Annotated in this window: 15 protein-coding genes; 11 read left to right on the forward strand and 4 right to left on the reverse strand. The window is 43.0% G+C overall.

The features are described 5' to 3' along the window. The first annotated feature begins 23 nt into the window (after nucleotides 1-23). The 10 genes from SNE25_RS05095 (at nucleotide 24) to SNE25_RS05140 (ending at nucleotide 7,993) form a co-directional block, all read left to right on the forward strand. Nucleotides 24-599 (forward strand): TerD family protein, encoded by a 576-nt coding sequence (locus SNE25_RS05095; RefSeq protein WP_321564008.1) that lies wholly within the window; start codon nucleotides 24-26, stop codon nucleotides 597-599. Nucleotides 600-700: 101 nt separating this feature from the next. Continuing rightward, the gene (locus SNE25_RS05100; RefSeq protein WP_321564009.1) at nucleotides 701-1,366 is read left to right on the forward strand and encodes a TerD family protein; all 666 of its coding nucleotides are present in this window, start codon (nucleotides 701-703) and stop codon (nucleotides 1,364-1,366) included. A gap of 110 nt (nucleotides 1,367-1,476) precedes the next feature. Next, on the forward strand, nucleotides 1,477-2,178 hold the full coding sequence (locus tag SNE25_RS05105; RefSeq protein WP_321564010.1) for an HAD family hydrolase: 702 nt from the start codon (nucleotides 1,477-1,479) through the stop codon (nucleotides 2,176-2,178). After that, on the forward strand, nucleotides 2,175-3,020 hold the full coding sequence (locus SNE25_RS05110) for a phosphoribosyltransferase family protein (protein WP_321564011.1): 846 nt from the start codon (nucleotides 2,175-2,177) through the stop codon (nucleotides 3,018-3,020). The genes SNE25_RS05105 and SNE25_RS05110 overlap by 4 nt, the downstream gene beginning before the upstream one ends. Continuing rightward, nucleotides 3,010-3,564 (forward strand): TerD family protein, encoded by a 555-nt coding sequence (locus tag SNE25_RS05115; RefSeq protein WP_321564012.1) that lies wholly within the window; start codon nucleotides 3,010-3,012, stop codon nucleotides 3,562-3,564. Before SNE25_RS05110 ends, SNE25_RS05115 begins: the two co-directional genes overlap by 11 nt. 6 nt (nucleotides 3,565-3,570) lie before the next feature. Further along, complete coding sequence (locus SNE25_RS05120; protein ID WP_321564013.1) at nucleotides 3,571-4,185, forward strand: TerD family protein; 615 nt, start codon at nucleotides 3,571-3,573, stop codon at nucleotides 4,183-4,185. A gap of 121 nt (nucleotides 4,186-4,306) precedes the next feature. Further along, nucleotides 4,307-5,446, forward strand: coding sequence for a toxic anion resistance protein (locus tag SNE25_RS05125; RefSeq protein ID WP_321564014.1), 1,140 nt, complete (start codon nucleotides 4,307-4,309; stop codon nucleotides 5,444-5,446). Nucleotides 5,447-5,647: 201 nt separating this feature from the next. Further along, a complete protein-coding gene (locus tag SNE25_RS05130) occupies nucleotides 5,648-6,568 on the forward strand; it encodes a hypothetical protein (RefSeq protein WP_321564015.1) in 921 nt (306 codons plus the stop codon). 35 nt (nucleotides 6,569-6,603) lie between these two features. Beyond that, nucleotides 6,604-7,425 carry a TerC family protein gene (locus SNE25_RS05135; protein WP_321564016.1) on the forward strand — a complete coding sequence of 274 codons (822 nt, stop codon included), beginning with the start codon at nucleotides 6,604-6,606 and terminating at the stop codon, nucleotides 7,423-7,425. A gap of 103 nt (nucleotides 7,426-7,528) precedes the next feature. After that, nucleotides 7,529-7,993, forward strand: coding sequence for a phosphatidylglycerophosphatase A family protein (locus SNE25_RS05140; protein ID WP_321564017.1), 465 nt, complete (start codon nucleotides 7,529-7,531; stop codon nucleotides 7,991-7,993). Nucleotides 7,994-8,067: 74 nt separating this feature from the next. On the opposite strand, the gene SNE25_RS05145 is transcribed toward SNE25_RS05140, so the two are convergent. From SNE25_RS05145 to SNE25_RS05160, 4 genes are all read right to left on the reverse strand, one after another. Then, nucleotides 8,068-8,826 (reverse strand): 3-keto-disaccharide hydrolase, encoded by a 759-nt coding sequence (locus SNE25_RS05145; RefSeq protein WP_321564018.1) that lies wholly within the window; start codon nucleotides 8,824-8,826, stop codon nucleotides 8,068-8,070. A gap of 31 nt (nucleotides 8,827-8,857) precedes the next feature. Beyond that, nucleotides 8,858-10,582: a GMC family oxidoreductase gene (locus SNE25_RS05150; RefSeq protein ID WP_321564019.1), complete on the reverse strand. Its 1,725-nt coding sequence runs from the start codon at nucleotides 10,580-10,582 to the stop codon at nucleotides 8,858-8,860. A 68-nt stretch (nucleotides 10,583-10,650) separates the two neighbouring features. Beyond that, nucleotides 10,651-11,379, reverse strand: a complete 729-nt coding sequence (locus SNE25_RS05155; RefSeq protein WP_321564020.1) for a glucosamine-6-phosphate deaminase — start codon at nucleotides 11,377-11,379, stop codon at nucleotides 10,651-10,653. A gap of 5 nt (nucleotides 11,380-11,384) precedes the next feature. Continuing rightward, entirely contained in the window at nucleotides 11,385-12,470 is a 1,086-nt protein-coding gene (locus tag SNE25_RS05160) for a Gfo/Idh/MocA family protein (protein WP_321564021.1), read from the reverse strand. A gap of 367 nt (nucleotides 12,471-12,837) precedes the next feature. Here SNE25_RS05160 and SNE25_RS05165 point away from each other — a divergent pair, with 367 nt between their 5' ends. Then, entirely contained in the window at nucleotides 12,838-15,222 is a 2,385-nt protein-coding gene (locus SNE25_RS05165; RefSeq protein WP_321564022.1) for a beta-glucosidase, read from the forward strand. Nucleotides 15,223-15,273 lie beyond the last annotated feature (51 nt).

Below are 15,273 nucleotides of genomic sequence, written 5' to 3' on the forward strand. Positions count from 1 at the left end.
GTTTTTAATAAAATACTTTTAACATGGCTATCAATCTACAAAAGGGACAAAAAATAGATCTCGGCTTATCAAAAATGACAATTGGCTTGGGCTGGAACCCCAACGAAGGTACAGGTTACGATTTTGACCTGGATGTATCGGCAATTATGATAGATGCCAACAAGTTTGTACCGGAAGATGAATTTTTTGTTTTTTATAATAATGTCGACTCTCCCGATGCATCGGTTCATCACACTGGCGATGATCCGTCGGGGGGTAACAGCGATGGTGGTGATGATGAATCCATCAACGTTGATTTAACTAAAGTAGATCCTAAAATACAGGAGATACTATTTGTGGTGACCATACATGAGGCACAGCCACGCAGGCAAAACTTTGGCCAGGTTCGTGATTCCTACATCCGCATTATTGATGAACTTACCGGCAGCGAGGTATGTAAATATGAACTGGGCGAAGATTTTTCCATTGAAACCGCTATTGAGTTTGGCAGGCTATACCGCCGCAATGGTGCCTGGAAGTTTGAAGCGTCAGGTGTAGGTTATAAAGAGGATCTGGCCTTTTTTTTAAGTAAATATTTTAAAGGGCAGATTATTAAATAAACAAGAAGCCCCTCCCGTCCCCTAAAGGGGATGCTTTAAAACAAAGCTTTAGAACCCTCTCCTTTGGAAAGGGCAGGGTGAGGCAATAAACAAACACAACAATGGCAATTAACTTAGTAAAAGGTCAAACAATTGACTTGCGTAAAAATGATAAAGGCGAAAGTTTCGATCTGTCGTCGGTAACTATAGGTTTGGGCTGGGACGTAAAGAAGAGCGGCGGCGGTTTTTTAGGGAAATTATTTAGCGGGGGCGAGGAGGCGGAGTATGATCTGGATGCTATAGCCTTCCTGTTGGATAAAAACGGAAAGGTGGCCGACAGGGGGCGCACCTACCAAAAGCCAAACGGCAACACAGTAAGTTTATACGAGGGCGATGTGGTATATTTTAACTCCATGAAGCATCCATCGGGCCATATATGGCTTACCGGCGATAACCGCACCGGGGCCGGTGATGGTGATGACGAGCAGATCATTGTAAAGCTTGATTCGCTCGACCCCAGAGTTGATCGTATACTCTTTATTGTGGCTATATACCAGGGGCGTAAAAACAACCAGCACTTTGGCATGGTAGAAAATGCCTTTATCCGCGCAGTGGATAACCATGGTAAGGAAATAGCCAAATTCAGTCTATCGGGCGATGCTACCTACAACAGTATGTGCTCCATGACCTTTGCCGAAGTTTACCGGAAAGACGGCACCTGGAAATTTCGTGCCATAGGCGAACCGCACAATACCGATAACTTTTTAGAATTGCTTAAACAGTACTGATTGGGGTTGTACGTTTTAAGTTATACGTTGTAGGTTTAAAATGTAGCGACGCAACAAGTATTCAAAACGTACAACTTAAAACGTATTACGTACAACCAACTACTTAGTCCATGCCCTATTACCACCACTATTCCTTTGATCTCTGGCTTACACTTATAAAATCAAACCCTGGTTTTAAGGCAGAGCGCAGCCGGATATTTCACCGCGATTTTAATCCCTCGAGTAAAAGTATTGATGAGGTAGCCAAAGCTTTTCGCGTGGTTGACCTCATGTGCAATGCTGTAAATGAAAGTACCGGTAAAAATATCGATTCGGACGAGATGAACCTGATGGTAATAAGCCTCATTAATGATAACCAGCTGAACCTGAATGATGTAGATAAGACTAAGCTTTATGCTGATATGGAGGCGTTGGTATTTGATTACATGCCAGTTGTTTATTCACCTGTAACAATTGAGGTGCTTGATCATCTAAAACAAAAAGGTGGCAGCACGTTTAGTTTGTTAAGCAACACCGGGTTTATTAAAGGAGCAACATTAAGAAAGGTGCTGGCTGAATTAAAGCTCGACAAATACTTTGATTTTCAGCTGTACTCAGACGAGGTAGGGATGTCAAAACCAAACCCTGCCTTTTTTAGCCTGATGCTGCAAAACATTAAACAGATCAATAAAGAAAAAGATATAACTTTAGGTGGCATTATCCACATAGGCGACAACCCTAAGGCCGATATAGGAGGTGCAAACGCGGCAGGCATAAAAAGTTTGCTGATCAACTCAAACAACCAATCCATTTTAGCATTAATAAGTGAATGAACACTACCTACTCATTACATCACGTTGATAACGCGGTCAAATTCGGTTTTAATCCTGATGATTACAGCCGTTTTAAATTTGGCGACGACGACGTTGCAAAAAGTTTTGGTACACACCTGGCCGATGGTTTTATCAGGCAGCATTTAGCGGTAACGCCAATTAAAGAGCAAATCGTGGTTATTTCAAGCCCGTACTCCTTTATTCCGACAGCTACCTTTGCTATGAAAAACTGGTTTGTTGCCCGCCTAAACCGTTGGCTGGCACAGCATGGTTACCCCGTTGTGCAGGAAACAAAGGTGCACCGCACCATAACCTATAAAGAAGATTACGGTGAACTGGATGCTGAACAAAGGATGACCCTGATTGGTAACGACTCGTTTCATATTGACAAGGATTTCCTCGCCGGCAAAACACTCGTATTTCTTGACGATATAAAAATCACTGGCAGCCACGAACGTATGATCATGAAAATGGTTGATGCTTATGGCCTCGGTAATGATATATTTATGCTGTATTTTGCCGAATTGGTTAATAAAGCCATTCACCCTAATATTGAAAACCACTTAAACTACCACCAGGTAAAAAATATATTTGATCTGGATAGTATTATCAAAGGCAATAATTTTAGCATCAATACCCGTATAGTTAAATACATTTTAAATTACGATTTTGATAGTTTTTGTATTTTTATACAGGATCAAACTTATGATTTTATAAACTTGCTTTATGATATGGCGCTGGGTAACGGGTACCATACCATTGAAGCATATACAAACAACCTGAACTTTATTAAAGAAAACCTATTTTTAAACAATCATAAATTAATTCAACATGGCAATTAACTTGCAAAAAGGCCAGCGGGAAAGCATTAACGCACCTAAATTTACCATTGGCCTCGGATGGGATACCAATAGTTCTTCAACAGGCAGCGCCTTTGACCTTGACGCTTCTGTTTTTATACTCGGCGATAATAAAAAAATAATAGCCGACGAATATTTTGTTTTTTATAACAACCTGAAATCGCCTGATGGCTCGGTTGAACATACAGGTGATAACCTTACCGGTGCAGGCGATGGCGACGATGAGCAAATAAAGGTTGATCTGTCGCGAGTGGATAGTAAAGTATCTGAAATATGCATCGTGGTAACCATACATGAGGCCGAGGCCCGCAAGCAGAATTTTGGCCAGGTGCGCAATTCTTTCATCCGGATATTTGATGCGGGTACCGGCGCCGATATTTTAAAATACGAACTAGAAGAGGATTTTTCGATAGAAACAGCCGTTGAATTTGGCCGCATCTATAAAAAAGATAACAACTGGAAGTTTGAAGCCGTAGGCGCAGGTATGAAAGGTGGCTTACAGGATTATTTAACTAAATACCAATAAAACGTTATGGCAATCAATCTTCAAAAAGGACAGCGTATCAGTCTTGAAAAAAGTAACGGCAGTAAATTATTGAACGTTTGTGTTGGTATAAACTGGGGCGCTATTGAAAAGAAAGGCATGTTTGGCTTTGGTACCACAAAAGAAGCGGTTGACCTTGACGCCAGCTGTGCGTTATATGATGATAACAAGCAATTGGTTGATGTGGTTTATTTTGGCCATCTGAAATCAAAGGACGGAGCAGTAAAACACAGCGGCGATGACCTCACCGGAGATATGGCCGGTAACGACGGGCTGGACAATGAAGTGATCACCGTTGATTTTGGCGGTTTGAGCAGTTCGGTAAGTTATGTAGCCTTTGTGCTTAACAGCTTCCGCGGGCAGGATTTCGGAACTATCCCGTTTGCTTCTATCCGTATTTATGAAGGGTCGCCAACCCGCGTAAATGAAATATTTGCTACTTATGATATTGCGAACAGCAAAGATTTTGCAGGCCACGTATCTATGGTAATGGGTGTATTTTACAAAAAGAACGGCGAATGGAAATTTAACGCCATCGGCGAACCAACCCGCGACAGGAAACTGGAAGAAACGGTTAAAACGGTTACGCAAAATTATTTATAGGGAATAGTGAAGGGTTTTGAGTGATGAGTTTTGAGCTTTTCATTTAACTTGAAAAATTAAGGTTCAGACAAAAACTCACAACTCATCACTCACAATTCAATACTTAAAACTTAATGAAATCATGGAAGGCACACCAAATAATAATGAGCTAAATATAACCCCGGTTAATTTGGACATAACCCCGGTAAATTCGGTTACAACCCCTGTTAAGGTTGATAAGGAAGGTAACGTTGACCTTGCCAATATCACATCTGACGAGGTGAAAAAATATAGCGAAGTAGCAAAGGCGCTTGATCCGAAGGATGTTAACTCTATACTGAATTATGGTACGGATGTTCAGGCATCAATGGAGAAATACAGTAACAACTTCCTCACATCGGTACGTACCTATAACTCTGGTGAAGTTGGCGGACTTATTAATGAACTGCTTACCGAACTCAATTATATTGACGTAGATGAGCTGAACCAAAACGCGTTCACTTCATTTATATCACATATCCCTTTTATGAAAAAGCTGGTTGTTGATACCAAAAAACTTTTTCAGAAGTACGATACCGTGATCAACAACATTGATAAGATCACTAACAAGATCAAGGCTGGCAGGGTTAACTCTTTAAAAGATAATAGTTCGCTGCAAACCATGTTCGACAGTAATGTTGGCTACATCCACCAAATGGAAGAGCTCCTGATATCGGGCCAGTTAAAATACAACGAACTGAATGAGCAACTGGCTCAGATGGATGCCAATCCATCGGCCTATAACGATTATGAAATTGCCGATATGCGCGATTTTGTAAACCGTTTGGACAAACGTCTGGCCGATTTAAAGGTAGTGCGGTTTATCATGATGCAGTCGCTGGCACAAATACGCATAGTGCAAAGCAATAACACCACCATTGCCGAAAAAGCACAGTCAATCGTATCAACCACTATCCCGGTTTGGAAAAATCAGCTTACCATAGCCGTTGCGCTTAACAGGCAAAAGGAAAACGTGGAAATGCAGAAAAAAATATCCGATACTACAAATACAATTCTGCAAAAGAACGCCGAACTGCTAAAACAAAACAGTATCGATGTTGCCCGCGAGAATGAGAAAACAGTTGTATCTCTTGATACATTGAAGAAAACAACCGCGTCGCTTATTGAAACCCTCACCGAGGTAAAACGCATACATGATGAAGGTACTGCCAACCGCAAAACCCTCAACACCGAACTGCAAAACCTCGAAACCGAACTGAAAAAAACGGTAACTAACGGGTAGAGTCCTCACCCAACCCTCTCCAAAGGAGAGGGCTTTGAAATGATTTTTAAAGTCTCCCCTCTTGGGGGAGATTTAGAGGGGGCTCTCACCGGTAGATTTGAGCAAGGCATATTATTTCGTAAATTTGTATTTAATCAAAAAGCAAGAGGTCGCCCGTTGATGGATGAAAGCCGGTTAAATATTTTAAATCAGTCGAACAGAATGCTCAGTAAGCTACAATTGCTTTCTGTTTTTTTTGGCGACGATGTGGTCTATAAAATATACCTGCGCAGCCAGGTTATTCATAAGCTTTTTGAAACCAACCCCGAACTCGACATCAACAAGCTTGATCTGTTTCACCTGCAGTTTACCCAAAGCCTGATCGATCTGCTCCGGAAAATTAAAAAGAATAACGAGACTAATGTAAGCCTCCTTTTTGACGAGATACAGATTAATAATGAAATGATTGATAAGCTGAACGATCCGTTTTACACCGAGGCCAATTTTAACCTCGAAAAACAACGGCAGGCTTTAAAGATCAATCTTTCGTTGCGCAAACTGTTCCAGGTGCTGTCAGACAATTCAACAGATAACCCCTTGTCAAAAAATATCAACGCCTTTAGCTCAAGGTTTGCGGCCGATTTTTTTTATACCATTACACCCGAATTGATGGAGGAGATAACGGCCTACACTAACAAGGATGTGTACACCGACGAATATGCTACTATTCAGCGGAAACTGATGGGTATACTTTGTAAATATGATTTTAAAACAGAATTCTATTGCGGCCTAAAATCAGGTACCCACGTGGCAGAGGTATATAAGTTTGTAGATGATAGCCGTTATTTTATTTACTATCCGGCAGACAGTTTGTTTGTGTTTCTGGATATAACTAAAATAGCCAATATTGATTTTTCAAATAACCTGTCGAAAAAAGAGAAGCTGATGCATGAGCTGAAAGATAAGAACGACAAGCTGGAAGGCAACGCCGCGGCCATGAAGTCATATATGCCACAGGAGATCAGTAACCTTTTGGCCGATAATTATAAAAAGATATCGGATATTAGTTTCCTCGAAAATATCAGCAATGTTGACGTACAAGCCAATATTTTAAAAAGCATGCTGAATACCGATTTAATTTAGTTTATTTAACCTGACATTAATTCCTTACCTGTAATATGGATTTTTTACATACAATTTTAGGCCCCGACATTAAAGCGGGTTTGCTTGTTATCTTAAACTTAATAGTTATTGAAAGTTTATTATCTGTTGATAATGCAGCGGTACTGGCCACCATGGTGCTTGATTTGCCACCTCATCAGCGTAAAAAAGCACTCCGGTACGGTATCATCGGTGCTTATGTATTGCGTGGTATTTGTTTGTTTTTAGCAGCCTGGCTGGTGAAAATATGGTGGTTAAAACCTATTGGTGGTTTATACCTGCTGTACCTTGCTTTCAACTATTTTAAAGGTAAAATTCAGGCTGCTAATGGCGATGGAGGAGAGGAATCGGTTGACAAGAATAAAAACTGGCTTTACCGCTCTACGGTAGGGGTATTTGGTGTTTTTTGGTCAACTGTAGCTTTGGTAGAACTAATGGACCTTGCCTTTTCTATTGATAACGTATTTGCAGCGGTAGCTTTTACTGATCACATAGTTTTAATTTACATAGGCGTATTTATAGGCATACTGGCCATGCGTTTTGTAGCCCAGACCTTTGTTAGGCTGATGGAAAAATTCACTTTTTTAGAGACTGTTGCTTTTATAGTGATCGGCGTTTTAGGTATTAAACTATCCTCTTCAATATATGTACATTTTTACCCGGAGGCACCTGTTTCCAAAATGCTGGAGAGTGAGAAGACTGATATAATTACCTCTATATTCACGGTATCTTTATTCATTATCCCGGTATTAACTTCTTGGTTGTTTAACTTTCCCAAAAGGCACACCATCAAACCCGAAGTAGCTGAGGCAGCCGAAGATGTACTGGATAAACAATAAGGTTAAAGGCGAAAGGTAAAACCGAACCTTGTGCGAATCTCCTCTCGAGAGGGGACCGGGGAAATTTTTATCCAACATTCCCAATAAGTGAACCATTGAACAAATGAACATCAATAAAATAATAGCCTCCATATTTGGTATCGGGTTTTTAAAAGGGGGCGGTACTTATGCAGCCATTGTTACCTGCGGGTTTATTTATTTATTGTGGCAAAACCCGGCCCTGCAAAATCCCTGGTATTTATTTGTAATTACGGTTGTAATAACGCTGCTGGGTATATATGTAAGCAATAAAGTTGAACCGGATTGGGGCGAAGACAGCTCGCGTGTGGTAATTGACGAGGTGGCTGGTATGCTGATTACTATGCTATTTATACCCGTCAACATCTACTTTCTGCTGGCTGGCTTGGTGTTATTCCGTTTTTTTGATATTATAAAACCGCTGGGGATCCGCAAAATGGAAGACCTGGGCGGAGGGGCCGGCGTGATGATGGATGATGTACTGGCGGGCGTGTACTCTAATGTCTTATTGTGGGTAGGGCACGTATTGTGGCTTGCTTTTGGGAAATAAGAATGCTAATAGATATAAAGACTTACGAAGTTTTAAAACTTCGTAAGTCTGCTTTTAACCTAACATTACAATACTTAAAGCTTCTTGATCTCTATATTCCTGAACCACACATCGGCGCCGTGGTCCTGCAACGCAATGCGGCCGCTTTTAAATGTGCCAAAGTCTGGCCATTCTTTAAATTTGCTGCCTGCTACCAGCTTTTTCCAGGCGTCGTCCCAAAGTGTGGTTGAAAGTACATGTTCGTTGTTGATGGTAATATCCAGTTTGCCTTTATTAGCTACAATCTCCACCTGGTTCCATTGGCCCGCCGGTTTCACTACTTTTTTTGAAATCGACATTAAATCGTACAGATCGCCGGCCTGGTGTTTAATCAGTTTACCGTCTTCATTCTCATCATTGTCGGCCACCTGGCATTCCGGCCCGGTGTACCAGGCATATTGGTATTTGGCGGGATCTTCCTTTACATAAAACATAATACCACTGTTACCGGCTCTTGATATTTTCCATTCTACTTTAAAGTCAAAGTTTTCGTACTCTTGATCGCTCACAATATCGCCGCCGTTTTTGGTTTGCCAGTCGCCCTTTTTTGATGCATCCAGGTGTAGTGCACCATCTTCGGCTTTCCATGCACCGCCCACAGAATCTTTACCGTAGGTATGCCAGCCTTTGGTGGTTTTACCATCAAACATAGGTACAAACGCATTGCTGCTATCTGCTGCCGCTGGTGTGGCAGCAGCAGTGGTATCACTGGCAGCGCTATCCTTTTTGGCCGCTGAATTGCAACCCCCAATTGTGATAGCGGTTAAGAGTATTAAAAATGTTCTGTTCATCATATTTGGTCTTGTTGATTTTTGAATAATCGGCTTATAAGTTGCCCTTTTTTATTTCACTTACCGCATAGGTAGCAGCGCGTGCTGTTAAAGCCATGTATAATATAGAAGGGCTTTGGTTACCGGTGGTGGTCATGCAGGCTCCATCAGTAACAAAAACATTTTTACACAGGTGCAGCTGGTTCCATTTATTTAATAAAGATGTTTTAGGGTCTTTACCCATGCGTACACCGCCCATTTCATGAATATCCAGTCCGGGAGCCTGCTTGTTTTCGTGCTTCTCAATATTTTTACACCCTGCCTTTTCCATCATTTCGCCAGTTTGGGTTAAAAAATCCTGTATCATGCGCTCATCATTATCATCATACTCAACCGAAGTGACCAAGAGCGGGATACCCCACTGGTCTTTTTGGTCTTTGCTCAGGCGTACATGATTGGTTTCTTTGGGTACGGTTTCGCCCTGCAGGTACATGTACACCTGCCAGCCACCAGGCTCGGTAAGTGAATCTTTGTATTCGCCACCAATTTCTCCGTTCGCTGTTTCAGAAGGTCGCTGGGCGCGGTATGCACCCATGAACGTGGTAAAGCCTCCTTTATAATCGGTTTCCTGCTTGTGCAGGTTACGATAGTTGGCGAGGATAAGCTCAGTTGGGTTTCGGCCGAAATAATACTTATCTAAAAAGCCATCCATGGTGGCCGTTACCGAAGCACGGTAGTTCTGGAAAGCCACATATTTGCCTAACAAACCATTATCATTACCCAAGCCATTAGGGAACCGTGCAGATGTGGAATTGAGCAGGATAAGGGTTGTATTAAGCGCCGAAGCATTCATAAAAATGATCCTGGCCTTGTATTCTATCACCTCTTTGGTGTTGGTGTCAATAACCTTAACGCCGGTAGCCTTACCCAGCTTTTCGTCATAAATAATAGAATGTACTACAGAGAATGGCCTGACGGTGAGGTTGCCTGTTTTTTTTGCCCAGGGTATGGTAGAACTTACCGAGCTAAAATAACCGCCGAACGGACACCCGCGCATACACAGGTTGCGTGCCTGGCATTTGGAGCGCCCCTGGTCAATGTGAATTTGATTTGGTTTGGTGATATGCGCCCAGCGTGCGTGCACCAGGTGACGGTCGGGATAGTTTTCGCTTACTTTTTTACTGATAACCTCCTGTACGCAGTTCATATCAAACGGGGGCAGAAATTCGCCATCGGGCATGGCCTCAATGCCATCTTTATTGCCGCATACGCCTATGAATTTCTCTACGTGCGAATACCACGGTGCAACATCGTCATAGCTAATGGGCCAGGCCAGGCCATAACCAAAGCGCGCGGGGTTTTCAAATTCATATTTGCTCCAGCGCTGGCAGGCACGTCCCCATATAAGCGATTTGCCGCCAACCTGGTACCCGCGTATCCAGTCGAACGGTTTTTCCTGTATATAGGGGTGGTCCTTATCTTTTATAAAAAAGTGGGCGTCATCTTCACCAAAGCCTGCCGCCCTGCTTATGAGCGGGTTCTCGTTTAGAAAAGCTTTGGTCATGGCTCCGCGATGTTTAAATTGCCACGGGTCCATGGTGGCAGTGGGATAGTCCTTATTGTGCTCCACATTTCGGCCGCGTTCAAGTACAAGTGTTTTTAAACCCTGCTCGCACAGTTCTTTAGCGGCCCATCCTCCGCTAATGCCCGAGCCTATTACTATGGCATCGTAGCTTAAGTTACCGGTTGTTTGTGGATCGGCTTTTGAATGTTCCTGCATAATATTTATAATTATCTATATAAACTATTCAAATAATTTAATATATAGTTTGTATCTATATTGATATGCTACTCATGCAATCCTCCGGCAGCTGCATCATCCAAAAATATCTGTGCGTTTGGCAGCGTCTGGAAGATGGAGGCTGGCAGATCAGTAGTAACCTCTCCCATTAGGGCTTGTTTTATGATTTCTGCTTTTTTTGCACCGCTCGCAATTAAAACAGGGATTTTTGCTTCAGACAGATGGCGCAGCCCCAGGGTAATACCTTTTGTTAAATGTGTTTGCTGGTTAAAGTATTTTTGCGCTACATCAATGGTAACAGTATCTAATCCGGAATGATGCGCGTAAGTTTCAAAATGGGTACCCGGTTCGTTAAGGCCAATATGACCATTCATACCAATGCCAACAATCATCATATCCAAGCCGCCAAATCGGCTGATGTAGTCATTCATTTTTTGACATTCCTTATCAAGGTCATTAGCAGTCGCGTCAAAAAAGCGCACCTGCGTTGGCGATAAATCCAATTGCGAGAAGAAATGTTTATTGAGATAATAACTGCAGCTCCCCTCATTGTTCTTGTCCATGCCCACCCATTCGTCAAGGGCAACAAAATGCGTGCTGCTAAAATCAACTTTGTTTTCCTCTGCGTATTTTACCAGGTGCCTGAGCACTCCCGTTGGTGATTCGCCCGAAGGGAAACAGATCAGAGAGTCGGGCTTTTGTTCTACCTGTTGTAAAACAATATCAGCCACCGCGGTCGACAGTGCATCATAGGTGCTATATCTGTGTATGTTCATCCTGTTTATTTATGATCTAACCAAAGGTCAATGGGTTTAGCAACTTTAGCCGAAAATGGTAAGGCAATCTTTTTTCCGGCTCCAGCCGAAGCATAAGCCGCGTAAATGATCTCGAGTACAGCCCTGCCATCTTCGCCGGTTACCAGTGGGGTTTTATCGTTGCGTACACAATCAATAAAATGTTTAAGTTCATGCGGGTAGCCCTGGTTAAAGGCTTCCTCAAAAATGGTAAAACTCCAGCCTTTACTGGTATCGGCCTTTTCCATCGCGTAGCCATATCCCTCGCGGCTGTAGGTAACGGCGGCATTTCCCATGAAGAGATCGGCATAAATTACGCCCCCTGTGCCATATATTTCACAGCGGTCGTCCATGCCGCCATGCTTGGCCCAGCTATTTTCGGCTACTGCGGTTACCCCATTCTCAAACTCTATGATCATTACCGAATTATCTTCGCCTTTTGTTCGTTCTTTATGAAATACGGTATCCATCGTAGCGTAAACACTGGTCACTTTGGCGTTATTAAGCATCCATCTGAACCAGCCCAGGGCATGGCAACCCATATCCATAATAACACCGCCACCAGAAAAATTGATGTCGTAAAACCAGTCAGTATGCGGACCGGAATGTTTTTCGCCTTGTTTCAGCATAAACAGGTCGCCAACAGCGCCATCATTTACCAATTGCCTTGCCCGTTCATATTTGGGGGCGAAACATAGTTCTTCGGCATACATCAGCTTTACGTTGTTAGCCCTGCAAACGGCAATCATTTCGTCGGCTTCTTCAAGCGTTACGGCAAGCGGTTTTTCAATAATGATATGTTTACCTGCTTTGGCGGCCCTGATAGTAGCATCGGCATGCAGGTAATTGGGCAGGCAGATATCAACCACTTCGCAGCCCGACTCGGCTATCAGTTGGTCGATATCATTATACCACTGTGGTATGTGGTACTTTTCGGCAAATGCTTTTGCTTTATCGGGGTTGCGGGCATACACGGCAACCACTTCGGCCTCGGGTATAAAACGATGATATGATTCGATGTGGATGTCGGTAATAAAACCTGCGCCGAGTATAGCCACTTTAGTCCTGTTCATACAATACAATTCATGTTAAAAACAGCAGCAAATATTTTCTGCTTGTTTAATTTGGTTCATAGGTTAACGTTTAACAATGCCACGTTAACGTTTTATTGGTTCAATGGAAGTATCCGGAAATACCAACTCAAGATTAACGATTTAAATGTTAAATAAAAAAACTAATTGAAGTTTTAAAAAAGGTTTTAGCATTAGCTGCGGATGATTTTTTAGAAAAGAAGACCTGTTTTCGGCTGTTGGGAAGAGAACAATATTTGCAATTTCAAAAGTTAATATTTACTATTGTGTATTATTGACACAATAAAATTAAGCGCTGTTAATAAGCCATTTATAACCAACAGTATTTAATACCCTTATTAAATTAAACATGAGAATTAGCTACAAATTAAATGTTGCTATTGTATTGATGTGTTCTGCCGTAAGTTTTCAATCAACGGTACACGCCCAAGGCAAACAACAGGCGCCGCAATTGCGTGCCAACAATGTAAAACAGATTATAGCTGCTTTAACATTAGAAGAAAAATCAAAACTGGTTGTAGGCATGGGTTTTAAAATGCCCGGCATGCCACCGCCCGAAAAAGGTAAAAAGCCAGAGGCAATTGATATTGGCGGCTTTAAACTGCCACCATCTGACCCGGATGCTTATAACATACCCGAGAAAGTTCCCGGCGCGGCGGGGCGTACCCATGGTATCGCTCGTTTGGGCATACCATCAATGACGGTATCTGACGGCCCTGCCGGTTTACGTATTGAACCTGTCAGGAATGGAGACAAATCAAAAACCTATTATGCTACCGCTTTTCCGGTTGCTACACTGCTGGCCTCCAGCTGGGATACCGAACTGGTGAACCGGGTAGGTGTAGCCTTTGGCAACGAGGTGCGCGAATATGGAGTTGACATATTGCTAGCCCCGGGATTAAATATACACCGCAACCCGCTGGGTGGCCGTAATTTTGAATATTACTCAGAAGATCCGCTGGTGGCCGGCGACATGACCGCAGCCATAGTACGCGGCATACAATCAAACGGTGTGGGCACATCTATTAAACACTATGCTGCCAATAACCAGGAAACCAACCGCAACAGTATCAATACAGTAGTGAGCGAAAGGGCTATGCGTGAGTTGTATTTAAGAGGGTTTGAAATAGCTGTGAAAAAATCACAACCGTGGACGGTAATGTCATCATATAACAAACTGAACGGCACCTTTACTTCGCAAAGACACGATCTGCTTACTACCATCCTAAAAAAGGAATGGGGACTGAAAGGTTTTGTAATGACCGACTGGTTTGGCGGTGTAGACCCGGTGGCGCAAATGAAGGCAGGCAACGACCTGATTATGCCCGGCAGCCCAAGTCAGTCGGAGGCTATTGTGGCAGCCGTAAAAAAGGGTACGCTGAGTATCGCCCAGCTTAATGCCAATGTGGAGCGGATTTTGAACATTATTATTAAATCACCCTCGTTCACTAAATATAAATATTCTGATAAGCCCGATTTGACCGGCCATGCCAAAGTTGCCCGTGAGGCCGCCGCGCAGGGCATGGTGTTACTTAAAAATGATGATCACGCTTTGCCGCTTGCCGCGGCAAAAAGGGTTGCAGTGTTTGGCAATACCTCCTATAATATTATCGCGGGCGGTACAGGCAGTGGAGACGTGAACAAAGCATATACCATATCATTAATGCAGGGTTTAGAAAATGCCAGCTATAAGCTGCAGGAAAAACTGTCTAAAAGCTATACCGATTACCTGGCCGATATGAAGCTGAAACAACCGAAGCCTAAAAACTTTTTCGACCATCCGGCTCCAATCCCCGAAAAGGATATTACCGACATTATTGCCGATGAAGCCAATGACGCCGATGCTGCCCTGATTACCATAGGCAGAAATGCTGGCGAGGGCGCAGACCGGAAGCTTGATAACGATTACTATTTATCCGCGGCAGAAAAAGCAATGATCAAAACTATTGCCGACGCGTTCCACGCGAAAGGCAAAAAGGTGATAGTTGTACTGAATATTGGCGGTGTAATTGAAGTGACCAGCTGGCGTGATGGGGTAGACGGAATTCTGCTGGCCTGGCAGCCGGGTCTGGAAGCCGGTAACGCCATTGCCGATGTACTGAGCGGGAAGGTGAACCCATCCGGTAAACTTGCTACTACCTTCCCGGTTGATTATAAGGATGTGCCATCGGCTAATAATTTCCCCGGCACACCTGAAGACAAGCCGGAAAAGGTAGTTTACGAAGAAGGTATTTATGTTGGGTACCGCTATTATGACGCGGCAAAGATTAAGCCGGCCTATGAGTTTGGTTATGGTCTGTCATACACCAGCTTTACATTTAGTAACCTCAAGTTAAGCGCCCCCAATTTTGTTGGCAGCATTACGGCTACCGTAACCGTTAAAAATACAGGTGATGTGGCTGGTAAAGAAGTGGTGCAATTGTATCTGGCTGCGCCTAAAAAAGATCTGGATAAACCCGAAGATGAGTTGAAAGCTTTTGGTAAAACAAAGCTGCTTGCCCCCGGCCAGTCGCAAACCATGAGCTTTGTAATTAAGGCAGCCGACCTGGCCTCGTTTTATACCAGCAAAGAATCGTGGATAGCTGATGCGGGTAAGTATGAGGTAAAGATAGGTTCATCATCAAGAACGATTGCGGAAGCAGCGTCGTTTAAACTGGCGAAGGATATCACTGTTGAAAAAGTAAACAAGGCCCTGGTACCCGAGCAAGCTATTAACGAATTGAAGTTAAAGTAAACTCAGCCAACCAAAAAAATAAAAGCCTGTGCATTAGGTAAAAACTTTGCA

This window comes from Mucilaginibacter sabulilitoris (genome assembly GCF_034262375.1).
In the GTDB taxonomy this organism is placed as follows: Bacteria; Bacteroidota; Bacteroidia; order Sphingobacteriales; family Sphingobacteriaceae; genus Mucilaginibacter; species Mucilaginibacter sabulilitoris.